Consider the following 15,509-nt stretch of genomic DNA (forward strand, 5'->3'; position numbering starts at 1 on the left):
TATGTTATGTTAACGCCTTGCCTGAGCAGGGCGTTGCTATATTGAGCAGTTATTTTTCATTGTGAGCGTTTTATTGGAATTTAAGTCATAAATCTATCAATAAGAGGCGGCTTTACTAACCGGAGAGTATAGGATTGGCCTTGGAAACAACAGAGGGGACAACTGAATGATTGAAGAAAGCGGTTTGGATACATATCAAGCAACAGCGCATCGGTTAATGATGATTAAAGGAGGAGCAAGATGCTTTGCCTTTGATCCAAACCGTGACAGGTTTAACCTGCTGCATTGTGCAGATACCAGTGTACGCAATGAGCTGAATGCCAATCGTATCAAGATTAATGACCGCTATATTGCAATTGCGTCGCAGTTCCCATATCAACATCAGTTGGAAAGTCATTTTCAGATGCTGGTGGAAAATCGAACGCCTGTTCTGGTTGTACTGGCAAGTGACACTGATATTCAGGGCAATGATCTTCCAGATTATTTCTCGAATTCTTCGATTTACGGCAACATTAGGACACAATCGGTATTTTCGAGCACAGAAGGCCTTGGAAGTGGGATTGAGGCCAGAGTCTATCAATTAAATGTCGCTGGGTATGATGCCTCTATCGATATACCTGTGGTACACGTACATAATTGGCCAGATCATCAAACTGTCAGCTCGGAAGCAACAATTAACTTAGTTGCCTTGATTGAGCGCATTACTGCCAATAAGCGTGCTTTTTATGAAAAGAGACGAAGCCGTGCAGTGCACGATCCAGCAAAACTGTTACCAGTTATTCATTGCCGGGCGGGCGTAGGCCGTACGGGGCAGACGATAGCTACTATGGCAATGAACACATATCCAAGTATGTCTTTAGAAGCGATTACCCGGGATCTGAGAGCTTCACGAAACGACTTTATGATCCAGACCCCTGTTCAGATGGAAACTTTAGTTCGTCTAATGGAAGAGAAATAAAATCGCGTTATAGGTAAAGGCAAACAAGTTAGTTTGTAGAATAGACGCTTGATGTGATCATAGTCACCATGATTCACATGTGATTTACTATTATTCCCTGAAGTATTCAAAATGATGTTCAGGGAATGAGTATGTCTTATACAAAACAACAAATTATGCTGACATTCAGCTACATGTCCTATTTTGGGTTTGCTTTGGAAGGGACAGATAAGAAAAATGCTGAAATAACTCTGACAAAATTCAATGAAGCGCTTCGATCATGGAAGCCTATTAAGAATCAGTGGGAAGTCGTTTGGGGGCCTGCTGTTTTTGCCCTTCCAGGTACAAAGTTTGACGATAGCCTGATGTATGCTGTCCGTAATATTGAAGACCCTTCCAAGTACGTTATCGCTATTCGAGGTACAAACCCTGTTTCTATTCCCAATTGGGTTATATGGGATTTTCAGGCCAAGTACTTGAAAGACTGGCCTTTCGGCAATCCTCCGCAATACCTAGTACCCAAAATTTCGGAAAGCACCAATTTTGGCCTTATCATGCTGCAAGCTCTGCGGCCTGAGTCTGGTATGCCGGGAGCGAAGCAAACCATACTGGAGTTCCTCAATAGCGAGCTGGGGCAAGAGGGAAAAGGAGATGTCTGCATAACCGGACACAGTTTGGGAGGGGCTTTGTCACCGACGATGGCATTATGGTTAAAAGATATTCAAGGGAAAGGGCTGTCAGAGAATATTAATATTTCTACGGTAGCCTTTGCTGGGCCATCTGCAGGAAATGAGGATTTTGCAGAGTATTCTGATCAGCAACTAGGCGATCAATGTGTCCGCATTGCCAACTCTCTTGATATCGTACCGCATGCCTGGAATACGCAAACATTAAAGAAACTGTATGGCTTGTATTTTCCACTCTTGCCGAGCCTTCCTTTAGCGATGGTTTTCCGCAAAATGATCCGCGATTCCAAAGGGAAGAAATACAGGCAAATCAATGCCGATGAGCCACCATTGGAAGGGAAATATAAAATCCTGATAGCCCCATATATCATTCAGGCTATTTACCAGCACGTACAGGGGTATCCTGAGCTGATGGGGATGGAAGACGATATCCCACTAGAAGACTTACTGCCGCTACCTAAGATGATCCGCGAGATATTAGGGCCGATAGTGAATTGAGGTAAAGCAAGGACTAGTCAGGGAAATAAAGTAGCTACTGGTACAGGATTTGTACTGGTAGCTAACCGATCAGTTTGAGAAGTTCATTGATGAATTCTAACCAGAGGTTAATGGTTTCCATTGTGACTGCTTATTTGGTGATTAAGGTGATAGGTTATCAACTTGATGTATGAGGTGCACCAAAAAACACGGCATAAAACAGAAAGTAAAGCCCGCCAAACGACGAGCTTTACTTTACCTGTGAGTTATTACCACATTTCCCACTCTACAGTTTCAATTTCAGCTTCAATGCTGTCTGGTAGTGCACTGAAGAAATCAAGCTGAGTTAGTTGCTCAACTTCGTCTACTGTAGCGATGAAACTGGGTATTTCTGATGAAGATATTTTGCGGTGTGGCACTATAAAGGCAATTGCGTCATTGTAGGCCGGATCAAGAATGACTTTGTAGAAGCTATTTGGAATATACACACCGTTGCCAATATAGGTTTCATTACCGTCCCAAATTGGGCCGGAGATAACGTACAGTTCGTTATAGGTATTAGCCCACTCGCGTACTTTTTCTTCCAGTGCTTTCCAGCCGCCTCGGTTAAAGCCAGGGAGCTGCGGAGCCATATTCGACATCAAAAAACTTTGCTGCATAGATTGCTGAGAAAAGTCCATCGTACCAGAAGGTGCGAGGTGGCCACGGTCATAGCCTGTTTTGCTGTAATCGCTGCTTGTTGAACGGTATGGGCTCGGAATTTCAGTATCAGTGCGAAAGCTATTTGAACGTTCGTAATAGGCATTCACACTTTCAGCCGTGATGTGATAGGCCACCCAATTCGAGACCTTATTTTGGTAGTTATAACCTGCAGCGTAACCGTCTCTACATAGAATTTGATCGCTCTGGTTTGGTGTACCGACATCAAGGTGCTGGTTACAGGTAGCAGCAGTGGCCGTAGCCGAGAAGGCAAGGCTTAATATAGCCAGTAGGATATGTTTCATTATTCTATCGTCCTTATTATCAATTGTGCTTATAGGACGAGAGATATTATTGCTTTGCCGAATGAATATGTATTGATAAATAGGCAAATTGTGATAGGTGTTTTCATCAATATATTGGTGTGGGATATAAAGCACTTTATCAACAATATTAATCACTTATGGGCGAAATACACACATGAGTAACGTGAAATGTTGAAACCGAGATATCTGTTAGTATGGTCGATATGATGTCGGAGATGAGAAGGAGAGGCTTGATGAATTATGGAAACAAAAAAGGGTATCCTAAGATACCCTTTTCTCAAAGCTTAACGCTTGGTATCAAATTAGATACGCTCAACGTTAGCAGCTTGAGGACCTTTCTGACCTTGTTCGATGTCGAAAGATACTTTCTGGCCTTCAGCTAGAGATTTGAAGCCTTCACCAGCGATTGCACGGAAGTGAACGAATACGTCAGCGCCGCCATTGTCCTGAGTGATGAAACCAAAACCTTTCTCGTCGTTAAACCACTTAACAATACCAGTTGCTTTAGACATGACATGTCTCCTGAATAAAAATTAATCTTACGCTTGTCGCGTACTTAAGCCATCATAATGTATTACTTATGGACAAAAGAATAATGAAGCTCTTCAGGACAACTGCACTTTTTACAAAGCGGTGGAACGAAGTTTTCTATTTCAATTTGTTGCATAAATAGGTCTGCATTACAGGCCGGGGACTATTAAGCCATAAGGGGTCGGGTAGGGCAAGCAATTACTTTAAAATTTAAGTGCTTATGGAAGAAAATGTGATATTGGTATCACTACAGTGAAGGATAATCTCTGGTTTTTACAACGAGTTAGTGACAAATGACTTGAGATAGAAGAAAAAATAAAATTTTATAGCTCGGAAGAGCAGAGATTAAAAAAGGGCCAAATGGCCCTTTTACTGCTAAGTAGAAAGATAGACTAGATCTTTTCTACGTTAGCGGCCTGTAGGCCTTTTGGACCTTGCTCTGTTTCGTAAGAAACTTTTTGACCTTCAGCAAGTGTTTTGAATCCGTCGCCAGTGATAGCACGGAAATGAACGAATACGTCAGCACCGCCGTTATCTTGAGTGATAAAACCGAAACCCTTTTCTTCATTGAACCACTTAACGGTACCTGTTGCTTTAGACATGTTGTCTCCTGAATTTCTACATCAACAAAAAGCGCCAATAACTATTTAACTTTGGTGACAATTGAAACAGATAGCTTCAGTACAACAGTCTTAAACAAGAACTTATACATGAAGTGTTTTCGTTCACATTGTTGCATCATTGCCAAACACTACTGGTCTAATGAAAGAGTAGGCACTGATATGCTAATTGCAAATAGTTAAGTGATAAATTTGTGGTCAAATTCACAGGATTTAGCTGAAAAATAGACCTTATTCTCATTACATAGACAGATGAAATAAAAGCGGTTTCTTGCATTTGAGACTTTGCGCATGTTGCAGTAAAAAGTGGGAGAAACGAAGATAACATACCTCATGCTTTGCTGTATTAAATCAAAGAATCGGCGATAAAATTTTCTTGTTGATAATGTGACTTGAGTAACAACATATTTTTCTGTTATAACAAAGTCAGTTAGGCTTTGTAGATTCATAAAAGGACAAATAATGAACACTATCCTAGAGCTTGTTCGCCAAACACGTCGTAAAAACAAACTGAAACGTGAAATCCTGGATAACGATCGTAAGGTCCGTGATAACCGTAAGCGTGTTGAGCTGCTAGAAAACCTGCTTGATTACATCAAGGCAGACATGACTCACGATCAAATCGTAGAGATTGTTGAGAACATGAAAGGCGATTACGAAGATCGTGTTGATGACCACATCATCATCAGCGCCGAGCTATCTAAAGAGCGCCGTGAAGTAAGCAAGAACGTAAAAGATTTGAAGAAAGCAGAGATTGCTCATAAGCAGTAATGCCTACGAATGAATTTGAAAGCTCGACTTCGGTCGAGCTTTTTTGTTTGAGCTGATTGTTCATATTCTTACTTTATTAATGATAAATACTTTCTTACTTCATGTTCAGCGTGTTCGGGGGTTAACCATGAGTCAGGCCTAGTTCCATTAAATACTAAATTGTCAATAATCTTAAACAGATATACTGTGCTTTTCATGTCTGTCAGTGATGAATCTGACTTTATAAATCCTTTATAATCTGGCATGTAACTCCGAAGTGGTAATCTTTTTTCATGCCTTAATAATGATTCTTTTATTTCAACTAGTTCATCAATTAGCTTAACTTCATGTTGAAGAAGCTCTCTTTCAGGGTTCTCTAATAAGTGGAGAAGGACTTCAATACAGGGGGGTATATAATTGAAGTATTCTTTCTTTAATAAAAGTTTGCCATGTCGCGCAAGAATTAATAACTTTTCCATATGGTTTTCAATTTCTTCATATATACACTCCCTATTGTTTTGTTTACTTGCATAACAGTTTAGTGTTCCGTCGGTGTATATATATCTTAAGGTACTTAACATTTCAGGTTTGACTGGTAGCTCAAGTTTATTTTCTTCAGCCCTTTTTTTAAGCCATGTAAGTTGAGCGAACATTCGTTCTTCTGGTGTATTATTTCCTGAGCTAAAGGGCTCGAATTTTTTTAGTAGAATGTTGCAGTTATCGATCACATCAAGTCGTTGCTCATTAGTGTTGGGCATTATATTTTTCCACATTGGTATTTATCTGCCAAATCTTGAATGAGTTTTAGCAGTCCACTGTTGAATATGAATTGCTCAGAAAAGCTGATCTCTTGGGGGAAATAAATTATTTCACTGGATAAATTCCTATTACGGCGGGATCTGTTAACGATTGAGTAACCTGGAATACCTGGTCCGTCATAAGCCATGGCTCGCTTTATACATAACATTTCACCATCGATACATTGATCATTTGTTACCATTGCTCCTGAGTGTAGGCCTCCATTTTTAGGTGCTTTCCTGAAATCGATTAATGCTTCAATAAACCAGGCTAGGAACTGTAATGGGAAATCTGTTTGATAAGACCTGAAACTTATAGAGCCATCATCTAGCGTTTTTGTACGATGTTCCAAAATTGATAGGTGATTTATATTATTTACAAATACGTATTTTATGTTTTGATTCACAGAATCCTGAATTTCACCTAGTTTTATAGCATAATTTTCTAGATCCTTAATGTTAGTAAGATCTGGGAGTTGTTTTAGTTGTGGATATTGGGGATTCACTCTTGTCATATATTCTCTACTTAGTTATGTAAGTAATAGCATTTGCTTGTTGAAGTTGATTCAAATTAATCATCTTTCTTTCAAAGTTCAATGTTTCTACTGCTCCATACTTATTTGATGAGTTTTCAATTAGATTCATGGTAAGACCATTGCCAGTGTAATCTTTGTTATTACCGATGTCTCTTTGCATTATTAATCTCTTGAGAAGATAATCTTTAGTATCTTGAGTAAGTTTGGTATCAGATAAGTAGTTATTGAATCCGATTGGGTCTGAATACCACTCTAAATAATCTAATGAGTTTGCGGCAGTATAGTGCTTAGCATATATATCTTGAAAATTACTGTTCATGATTCTATCTGTGATTTCTTTAGGGAAATCAGCTGGAAGTTCTTCATTAGCAAACTTACTGAGATTCTCAAAGGTTGCCGAAATACTTTTTACACCAGTTAAATCTTTTGATTTTTCAGTGTCGATAATAATAAGTGTATATTTCTTCTGAGGATCGAAGCTGTCGCCGAGACCCAGCTTGTTTGCGATAAGCTTGAAGTCCGTGTCTGCATCTTCAATTTGGTCAAATGTCGTGGACCAGTACTTAGCCCCTTTACCTGTTTTGCCTTCCATCTGAGCGCCTAGCATACCTTCGCCGCCATTTATATATTCACTTTCCATGAAACGAACGTGGAAGCGCTCTTTGGCAACATTGCCAGTTTTTGCCATTGCAATAAGTTCAGCATCAGTATATTTAGGTTGATAGCCTTCATCTGCAATAATTTTAGCCATAGATAAAAGTCTTTCTTTTGCATCACTTAACGATGTTGGTGGCACTCTTTTTCTAGTGGCTATTGTTGTGCTAATGGGTCTAATATTATTAGGCAATTCAGCCCCATCAGGCCTCTTGATCTGATGTGTAATATGACCATTGGTTCTGCCACGTTTCTGTTTGAATTGTGCTTTTTGTTTGAGCTGTTTGGTGAGCTGTTTTAATAATGTGCCGAGTTCAGAGAACTTGTTGATATGGCGTGCTTTGCTGGGTACTGAGCCTGCTGCACCGATACCGCCAGTTGATGACGCTAATAAGGCCGTGAGAACTATTTCAAAGATTGCACTACCTGCAATGTAATTCCATTCAAGCTCGTGTTGAGCGGCCACATAATCTTTGGCAAAATCAATTAATGCATTTTGCGTGGCTGGATCACTGTTTACAAAACTCGCAACTTCATAGGCTTCTGCAAACATTTCTTTGTTGATGGCGGCCGGATCAAACCCGAGAGCGATCACAAGTTCCTTGTGATGCTGCTCAAGATAATTATCGGCAAAGGTTGTTACCCAGTTATCGGTGACAGTGTCATTGGTTCGCCAGGCGGCGATGTAGATGCGGGTAAGGTAAGCGAGCATACTATTTATTGAGTAGTTTGTAGCAATACTTTCAAGCGTGCCTGCACCGGCATCAAAAACACCTCTTGCTCTTTGTTCTACACGTTTAAGCCATTTCTCTGCCGAGTTTAGCTCTTGATATTCGGTTTCGAGTGCCAAGGCTTCGGCATTTTGGGCTGCGATGATGGACTCAAGAAGGAAACCTATTTGGTTACGTGTTGTGACAATCTCTGCTTCTGTAATTGGTTTACCAAATATGACCTCGACATCACCAGCTTGTAAATTGTCGAAGTGTTGAGTTCCACTATTGTCCAGTTCCCCTTTATGAACGGTACCGCAAGATAGGGATTTTACTGTGTATGGAATATTTACTGCAGGTTTACCATTTGGTAATGAGCAGGATATATCTAACACTTCTAGTTTATCGTTATTTGTTAAGTCTTTACCGCCTTGCTCTAAATTGCGGGAGGGGACGATAGGTTGTAATTGCTCAACCATGTTGGAACTCGCCATTGGAACATCCGCATTGGTGGCATCTGGTGGGGAAGGTAAAAGGTTGTCAACACAAAATACCAAGAATTCCCCGTGAGCCATGCGATTACTGAGTTCATCGATGATTTCATCTTTGGACTTATGATGCTGAAGCGGGCTTGGACAAAGCTGGTGATATAAGCGATACAGATTGAACTGATATCCCCACGTACTACAGTGGGTGCGAAGAAGTCGGTCTGCCCAGTATTTATTCTTGTATTGGTCTTTCGCAAGGCCAGGATCACCATTAAGTGCTCGATGGGGTGGGGCTATGACGTAACAAAGCCCTACAGCATCGAGCAGAAGTGTCTGGTTTAATTTAGCGTTGGCGAGAGATGTATTAAAATGCACAGCTACCTCTTACTTGACAGTACGGGCCGATAAATAGGCTTAATAAGCCGAACGTGCCTTTTCTACTTCGGCAAAAAGGTTGTTAGCCTTTTTCATCACCATGTTTGCGGTTCGCCCTTTATTGGCTTTCAGGAGTGCTTCAGAAAAATTCAAGTACTCGGTTGCCATAGCAAGACGTATTTGTATGAGAGGGGAGAAATCATCTGGTAATTTGTCGGTAATCTTTCCGACATCATTGTTTAAGGCATCGAGCTGAGTCACATTTTTAATGTTGTCTAGCCTTGTATTCAATTCATCAAAGCTGTTTTGATAATAAATCGCAGCGGCTTGGTATGGATACTCGGCAAGTGTCCCTTCGCTTAGGCTCGATTGGTAATCCGTCATGATTTGAATAGATTCTTTTAATTTTCTCCCGGCAGCGAGTTGTGATTGCTGACTTGAAGTATTGGAAAAAAGTAATTCGCCAACATGGATTAGCTGCCTAATCGATGCTAGATCAAGGTTCTTTGCTGCGTCTTTAAAAGCCTTCGAGAAAGTTATGTTTGCCTTTTCTGTTGGTTCAAATTGATACTCGAAGGAAACTTGATTCAGATCGGCAAGTAGCTGAGCAATATCATCATCACCATCAGGATGATACTGGCCTCTTTCCAGCAGTGTATTTAGCCGTTGAACCAGGATCTTTACTGTTGATTGCCAACTCGCTGTTATTTCTTCCGAGATGCTATACAGGACGAGTGAATCGGGGTAGAGGTTCTGAGCATTGATAAGCTCTTTTTCGATAGCGTAATAATCAGGATAACGCTCATGGCGGTTATTCAAAATGTTATTAATGCGCTGTTCGTACACAGAGATGATTTGCTGATGCTTTTGTCTGAGCAGCCCATCTATTAGTAGCGGCTTATCTTTGGGTAGCGTCGGTAGCGCTGCGATAAATTGAGATGGTGTTAGCTGAGTGAGCTGGTGTTCCTCTTGCGAAGCTTGATTGGATAGCTGCAAGCGGGTGGAAAGCCGTTCAATGTGTTTGTCTTGTTGCTGATAACCATAGCTTAAGCTTAAAGCAACACAGAGTGTTGCTGTTACTATTGCAATTTTGGGAGCAAGACGGGTGTTTAATTGATATTGAAGCTCTGAAAAGCTTGTTATCCGCTTACCTGCACTAAAATCTAGCCCTTGACGCAATGTTCGCCATTTAAAGAAATTTAAGTGGTTGGGCTTAACTGCGATCATTCCTGATTGCTGTGCTATATCTGCAGGTTTACGGTCAAAAGGGTGCAAACTGGTTAGCAGTTCATAGGCAATCGTACTAAAGGCAAAAATATCATCTTTTGCCTCAGGCTCTTTTCCCTGCAATAGATCTGGTGAAGCATAGGTTGGGGTATATCCGCTGAGGGCATTGGTCTCATGCTGAGCTTCTGCAGAGTAGTCGTCGGTATGTAAACTAAATGCCTTTGAAACACCAAAGTCAAAGAGCTTAATTGTGCCGTCGCGGGTGAGCATAATATTGCTAGGTTTTAAGTCGGTATGGATAACACCTTGGCTGTGTGCATACTTTAGGGCAGAAATGATCTGATTTAATAGTGTAATTGCACTTTTGAAGGGCAGGCCATTTGGTCGAGATCGTCGTATAACTTCTTCGAGTGTTTCACCATCGAGCCATTCCATGACGAGGTATGGGGCGAGCTTATCACCGCCAAAATCGAATACGCGAATGATGTTGGGGTGACTCAGTTGTTGGGTTTTTTGTGCTTCCCTGATTAAGATTTTCGCCGCCCCTGATTGGTTCAAGTATTCCCTTTGAAGGACTTTCAGTGCGACATAGGGTTCGGCATTTCCAGATGCTTCCCGTAGCAGGTCGGTTGCCTGGTATACATCGCACATCCCGCCATGTCCAATCAGTCTTTCAATCCGATAGCGATCTTTAATGACTTTGCCTTCTAGCGATTGACTATTAGAGGGGGAGCTTGTTGGTCCAATGTCAGGAGTGGCTGTTTTTTGTGTTGATTTGTCAGAGATGTCAGTGAGGACTGAGACCGAATTTTCTGCTTCACGTTTCTTAGATGAGACGTTGTTTTTAGAAGAGATATTATCCCTGTCAATGTTTTCCATGATTGCTATTTCCTAACATAAATCGCGCTACAGCTGCTGTATGTGTAATGAATAACAATGAATCTATTATCTACCTACTGGATAATAAGAGGAATGCGGTCAAGCACTGAGTTATTTATAGGCTATGTAACAACGAACATTTCATTTTTATGAAGTGTGTGGGATAAATAGATGTGTTTGATAAACCTTCGTTGATATTTATTAATCCTGTTCTTAGTATCGCGTCAAAGAAATATTATTTTGGAAAGTGGTTTAATTACAATATTGTTTTTAATATGCTTTTATATTCAATATTGTCAGTTTACTTAAATGGCTAGTGATGCAGTTATGGAATTGACACTCTCAATAGTAAGTTATCATCGTTTTACGTCTGAATTAGAAGCAAAGAAAACGTTTGTTTTTAATGGGAAGAGTGAAAAATATATAATTGGTCGCTCTCAGCACTGTGACTGGTGCCTGCCTGATCCAGAGCGAGTGATTTCAGGAAAACATGCAAATATTGAAAGAAAAGGCGATAAACTCGTTATTTCTGATATTTCAACTAATGGACTTTATATTAACCGGTCCATTAATCCGTTAGGCAATGGGGAATATACTGCTCTTTCTGATGGTGATTGTATCTCATTTGGCGATTATGAAATTGAAGTATCGTTGGGTGGCTCAGGGTCAGCTTTAACTACTGCAAGCGTTTATAGTGAACAAGGTTCAGAGCTAGAAAATGAAAGCTTTGCGATACCTGCCAATAGCTTGACTAATACTGACCATATTGATGATAAACATACACAAGCTTCAATAGCGAAAAATGTATTATCCGTATTTACAACTCAGGTAGAAGATAATTTCATGGTGCCTTCAAGCAGCAGTATTTCGCCTGATTTAGACCAACAAGAATTGCCTATTCCTGAAGATTGGAGCTTGGATTTAACACAAGCGCCATTAGATCAACCATTAGAAGTGGAAGTTTGTCAAGGTATTGAATTAAATGGTAAAAATTCTAGTGGTGAAGAAGCATCAACTCAAGGACAGTTCTTCAGCAAAGTTGATAATGAGCTCGACGATATGCCTGGAAGCATCAGTGCTTTTGTTCGGGGGTTAGGTATCAGCTCTAACATGCTCCCTGCAGATCAAGACGAGCAGTGGTGGTATGAGTTAGGTGTGTCAATGCAATGTTTAATGACCGGACTTATGGATTCGTTACATCAACGTGCAGCTTTTAAACAAACTAGTCGTTTAAACCAGACACACTTTAAACGACAAGAAAACAATCCTTTGAAGTTTTCTGCCACTTTTGATGATGCTATTCATAACTTGTTTAACAGGAGAAGTGCGAGTTTTTTGCCGCCTGAGCAAGCCATTAAGGAAGCATTCTCGGATATAGGTCACCATGAAAAAGCATTGTTGGCGGGCGTGAAAGGTGCAGTTGAGGGCGTTATTAAAACACTTTCACCTGAATCAATTGAAAGTGCTCGCACCGAGCATGATTTTTGGAATCGATTTAATCCTAATCGTACAAAAGCTAATAGATGGAATACATATGAAGCTTTGTATAAAAGAGTCGAGGAAGACTTGGAAAAAAGTAGTGGAATATATTGTTGGGATGATTTTGTTAAAGCTTATGAAGCAAGTTTAAGACAGGGAAAATAGGAATGTTTAGAGCTGGTTATCTTAAGGCTGTGTTTGCTGTAATGTGTTCGCTGTTAATTAATGCCTGTACGGTTGCTAATTATGTTGTTCCTGCCTACACCACATTAGAGTTTGAGGTGTCCCATGATGTCAACCCAGATTTAAATGGCCGGGCTTCACCAGTAGTGGTAAAAGTCTTTGAGATTTCATCCAAGACCATATTTGAAACTCAAGATTTCTTCTCTTTATATGATGAACCGGAAGGTTATCTTGGTCCTGACTTAATTATAAGTTCAGAATTTGAACTTGCGCCTAATTCAAAATACGAACATGAGTTGACGTTGGCCCCAGGCGTTCGTTACGCGGGGATCTTAGTCGCCTATCGTGATATTGAAAATGCCCGCTGGCGAGAGCTAATTGAAATTGATAAGAGTGACTACCGAACTGTCAAAGTCAATGTCGGTGGTTTGGCGGTATTTGCAAACTAGCCATATAGAAGTGAGTGTTTAAGGAATAGCATCATGAGCGAATATAGCCGAGTTGCGTGGACTGAAGGGATGTTTTTACGTCCTCAACATTTTCAACAGCAGGAAAGATTTTTGTTGAATGAGTTAAGTGAACAGGTCAATCAGGACTCGAGTTATCCATGGGGAGTATTCGACTACATTATCGACGAAGCATTGCTTAATCATGGCAAACTCGGGATTGAAGCTATTTCTGCGCGCTTTCAGGATGGTAGTGTCGTAAATTGCCCTAAACGTGACCCTTTACCTGTTGTCCTTAAGCTTGATAAAAGCGTTAGAGAGAAAATAGTTTTTCTGGCGATTCCCACTGAGCAGGTAGGTAGGGTGAATATCGCTGCTGCTGATAGCACCCAGGTGACACGATACCATTTCGAAGATCGTGAAGTTGCCGATTATGCCGTCGGTAGTGATGCTGTGGATGTATTACAGCTAGCAAAATTGTCCCTTGAACTTAAGTTGTCTGGAGATAGCCTGTCGGGTTACCTCACCTTACCTGTTGCCCGGGTGATAGAAGTCACTGATGAAGGTAGGGTAGTCCTTGATGAGAAATATATTCCTCCCTGCCTGAGTGCACAGCGTAATAAAGTCATTAAGCGCTATTTATCTGAACTGAGTGGAATGATTAAGCTTCGGGCTGACAGTGTTGCCAGTCGATTAAGCCAGGGACAAGGGACTGCCAGTTCAATAGCAGATTTTTTATTACTTCAGGTGCTCAATCGATACGAGCCGCTGCTAAGTCACTTTGAAGTTACTGATGGTTTGCACCCGGAAACTCTTTGCCGATACTTGCTTGCAATGGCTGGCGAAATGGCAACCTTTTCAGGGGAGACAAAGCGTCCCCCCGAGCTGCCAGTGTATTTGCACGATGATCTTACCAGGGTAATGGGTAACCTGATGATTGTATTAAATCAGTATATGAGTGTAGTGCTTGAACAAACGGCGCTGCAGTTACCGATAGAAGCGACAAAGTTCGGGATTCGCGTTGCAGCTGTCTCTGATAAAGGGTTGCTAGAAAGGGCTATATTCGTTTTAGCAGTTAAGGCTGATATTCCAAACGAGGAGCTACGTCGACGTTTTCCTGCTCAGGTTAAGATTGGACCTGTAGAGCACATACGGGATCTTGTTAATAACCAGTTGCCTGGAATCGCTACGACTGCTTTGCCTGTAGCGCCAAGGCAGATCCCCTATCACTCGGGTTATCACTATTTTCAGTTAGATAAAAGTAACGATTATTGGCACCGGTTGAGTGCCAGTGGCGGAATAGCTTTACACCTTTCTGGCAAATACCCGGAACTGGATATGCAGCTTTGGGCAATTAACTAATATGGGCAGGCAAGGGACTCGTTAATGTCAGAAGCAACTTTTATAAAGCCTCGTCCTGGTGTTCGCGGCAAGACAGCTGGCACCAAGAACGAAAAAAAGAAAGAGCAGCTGCATACTGCTGAGCAAACTGTTGTATTAACCAAAATAAAGTCCGGGAATCAGTTTAGCGGATTGATGCCGCTCGGAAGAAACCCGTTGATTGAAGAGGCTAGCTCGCTATTTTCACTTGTTGGTCAGATACGAGCTACAGCCGATCATACTGATGTTGCCTTTTTTCAACAGTGTTGTAATGGCTTGGTACAAGACTATGAAAACCGTTTACGTCGATTGTCGATTGCCAGCGAGATAGCTGATGCAGCACGTTATTGTATTTGTTCGTTCATTGATGAGACGGTGCTAAATACTGTTTGGGGTGGGCATTCAAATTGGTCCACAGAGAGTTTGCTGTCCACATTTCACGCCGAAACGTTTGGTGGGGAGTATTTTTATACCCTTCTTGATAATGCGTTGAATGAACCGACAGCTAATTTGCAGCTGCTTGAATTTCAGTACTTATGCCTTTCACTAGGCTTTGTCGGCAAAATGCGAGTCGAAGAACGTGGAATGGAAAGGCTCGAAATCTATCGAGACAGACTTTATCAAGTGATTTCCAGCGAGAAGGGGGATGATGAAGTACCGCTTTGTCCTAGCTGGAGCGAGTCTGTGCTTCAGACCACAAAGCCTAAAACAGACTGTCCTCTTTGGGTATGGGTATCCGTGTTAGGTGCTATCACCCTGGCAATATATATGGCGTTTAGTTATTCCATCAATGCTAAATCTGATCTCGCATTTGCAGCCATTAACAATTTGGCCAGATGGGAACCTAAAGAATCAGTATCACCAACGAAGACTGCGCCCGATTCTCTGTATTTGCAACAGTTATTACAAAGCGAAGTAGAAAGGGGCGCATTGGAGCTTGTTGAGCTACCCGACCGTGTCCGAATTATCCTGAACTCTAACGAGCTGTTTTTATCCGGTAGTGCCGAAGTTCAGGAGGCCCTGATCCCGTTACTTTCCAAAGTGGCCAGAGCGTTGGAGTCAACTCACGGGCGTATATTGATTACCGGGCATACAGATGATCAACCTATTTTTACATCCCGATACCCTTCAAATTGGCACTTGTCACTGGCAAGGGCAACAGCAGTCGCCAACTCAATGGCATTGGGGACTGACTTACATGGTCGCTTATGGCCTGAAGGCTTAGGAGACTCTAGCCCGAGAAAGACGAACGATAGCCCCGAAAACAGAGCAAGCAATCGGCGTGTTGAAATTGATTTACTGCATTTACAATAAAGGGTTGGACTAAAT

14 protein-coding genes are annotated in these 15,509 nt (G+C 41.4%); 7 read left to right on the top strand and 7 right to left on the bottom strand.

Features of this window, described 5'->3' with window-relative positions:
- Positions 1 to 166: 166 nt before the first annotated feature.
- Both BIT28_RS26365 and BIT28_RS26370 read left to right on the top strand, forming a co-directional pair.
- Complete coding sequence (locus tag BIT28_RS26365; protein WP_075767941.1) at positions 167 to 958, top strand: protein-tyrosine phosphatase family protein; 792 nt, start codon at positions 167 to 169, stop codon at positions 956 to 958.
- A 131-nt stretch (positions 959 to 1,089) separates the two neighbouring features.
- Positions 1,090 to 2,121, top strand: a complete 1,032-nt coding sequence (locus BIT28_RS26370) for a lipase family protein (protein ID WP_075767942.1) — start codon at positions 1,090 to 1,092, stop codon at positions 2,119 to 2,121.
- A gap of 248 nt (positions 2,122 to 2,369) precedes the next feature.
- On the opposite strand, the gene BIT28_RS26375 is transcribed toward BIT28_RS26370, so the two are convergent.
- From BIT28_RS26375 to cspE (BIT28_RS26385), 3 genes are all read right to left on the bottom strand, one after another.
- Positions 2,370 to 3,104 (bottom strand): DNA/RNA non-specific endonuclease, encoded by a 735-nt coding sequence (locus tag BIT28_RS26375; protein ID WP_075767943.1) that lies wholly within the window; start codon positions 3,102 to 3,104, stop codon positions 2,370 to 2,372.
- 323 nt (positions 3,105 to 3,427) lie between these two features.
- The gene (gene cspE, locus BIT28_RS26380) at positions 3,428 to 3,637 is read right to left on the bottom strand and encodes a transcription antiterminator/RNA stability regulator CspE (protein ID WP_036830632.1); all 210 of its coding nucleotides are present in this window, start codon (positions 3,635 to 3,637) and stop codon (positions 3,428 to 3,430) included.
- Positions 3,638 to 4,048: 411 nt separating this feature from the next.
- Positions 4,049 to 4,258: a transcription antiterminator/RNA stability regulator CspE gene (cspE, locus tag BIT28_RS26385; protein WP_047874816.1), complete on the bottom strand. Its 210-nt coding sequence runs from the start codon at positions 4,256 to 4,258 to the stop codon at positions 4,049 to 4,051.
- 480 nt (positions 4,259 to 4,738) lie between these two features.
- On the opposite strand from cspE (BIT28_RS26385), the gene BIT28_RS26390 reads away from it, so the two are divergent.
- Positions 4,739 to 5,047 carry a DUF496 family protein gene (locus BIT28_RS26390; RefSeq protein WP_075767944.1) on the top strand — a complete coding sequence of 103 codons (309 nt, stop codon included), beginning with the start codon at positions 4,739 to 4,741 and terminating at the stop codon, positions 5,045 to 5,047.
- Positions 5,048 to 5,115: 68 nt separating this feature from the next.
- Here the strand turns inward: BIT28_RS26390 and BIT28_RS26395 are convergent, their stop codons facing one another.
- The 4 genes from BIT28_RS26395 to BIT28_RS26410 are packed head-to-tail and all read right to left on the bottom strand — an operon-like array spanning position 5,116 to position 10,692.
- On the bottom strand, positions 5,116 to 5,784 hold the full coding sequence (locus tag BIT28_RS26395; RefSeq protein WP_075767945.1) for a hypothetical protein: 669 nt from the start codon (positions 5,782 to 5,784) through the stop codon (positions 5,116 to 5,118).
- Complete coding sequence (locus tag BIT28_RS26400) at positions 5,784 to 6,338, bottom strand: hypothetical protein (RefSeq protein ID WP_075767946.1); 555 nt, start codon at positions 6,336 to 6,338, stop codon at positions 5,784 to 5,786. The genes BIT28_RS26395 and BIT28_RS26400 overlap by 1 nt, the downstream gene beginning before the upstream one ends.
- A 7-nt stretch (positions 6,339 to 6,345) precedes the next feature.
- Positions 6,346 to 8,586 (bottom strand): hypothetical protein, encoded by a 2,241-nt coding sequence (locus BIT28_RS30100; protein WP_245823905.1) that lies wholly within the window; start codon positions 8,584 to 8,586, stop codon positions 6,346 to 6,348.
- A 39-nt stretch (positions 8,587 to 8,625) separates the two neighbouring features.
- Positions 8,626 to 10,692 (bottom strand): serine/threonine-protein kinase, encoded by a 2,067-nt coding sequence (locus tag BIT28_RS26410; RefSeq protein ID WP_075767947.1) that lies wholly within the window; start codon positions 10,690 to 10,692, stop codon positions 8,626 to 8,628.
- Positions 10,693 to 11,001: 309 nt separating this feature from the next.
- Between BIT28_RS26410 and tagH the strand changes: the two genes are divergently transcribed.
- From tagH to tssL, 4 genes are read left to right on the top strand one after another with little or no spacing between them, the layout of a single operon-like run.
- Positions 11,002 to 12,336, top strand: a complete 1,335-nt coding sequence (gene tagH / locus BIT28_RS26415; protein ID WP_083652172.1) for a type VI secretion system-associated FHA domain protein TagH — start codon at positions 11,002 to 11,004, stop codon at positions 12,334 to 12,336.
- A 2-nt stretch (positions 12,337 to 12,338) separates the two neighbouring features.
- Positions 12,339 to 12,803 (top strand): type VI secretion system lipoprotein TssJ, encoded by a 465-nt coding sequence (gene tssJ / locus BIT28_RS26420; protein WP_075767949.1) that lies wholly within the window; start codon positions 12,339 to 12,341, stop codon positions 12,801 to 12,803.
- Positions 12,804 to 12,836: 33 nt separating this feature from the next.
- Positions 12,837 to 14,162, top strand: coding sequence for a type VI secretion system baseplate subunit TssK (tssK, locus tag BIT28_RS26425; protein ID WP_075767950.1), 1,326 nt, complete (start codon positions 12,837 to 12,839; stop codon positions 14,160 to 14,162).
- A gap of 24 nt (positions 14,163 to 14,186) precedes the next feature.
- The gene (tssL, locus tag BIT28_RS26430; RefSeq protein WP_075767951.1) at positions 14,187 to 15,494 is read left to right on the top strand and encodes a type VI secretion system protein TssL, long form; all 1,308 of its coding nucleotides are present in this window, start codon (positions 14,187 to 14,189) and stop codon (positions 15,492 to 15,494) included.
- The last annotated feature ends 15 nt before the right edge of the window (positions 15,495 to 15,509 follow it).

The organism is Photobacterium proteolyticum (genome assembly GCF_001939735.1).
In the GTDB taxonomy this organism is placed as follows: Bacteria; Pseudomonadota; Gammaproteobacteria; order Enterobacterales; family Vibrionaceae; genus Photobacterium; species Photobacterium proteolyticum.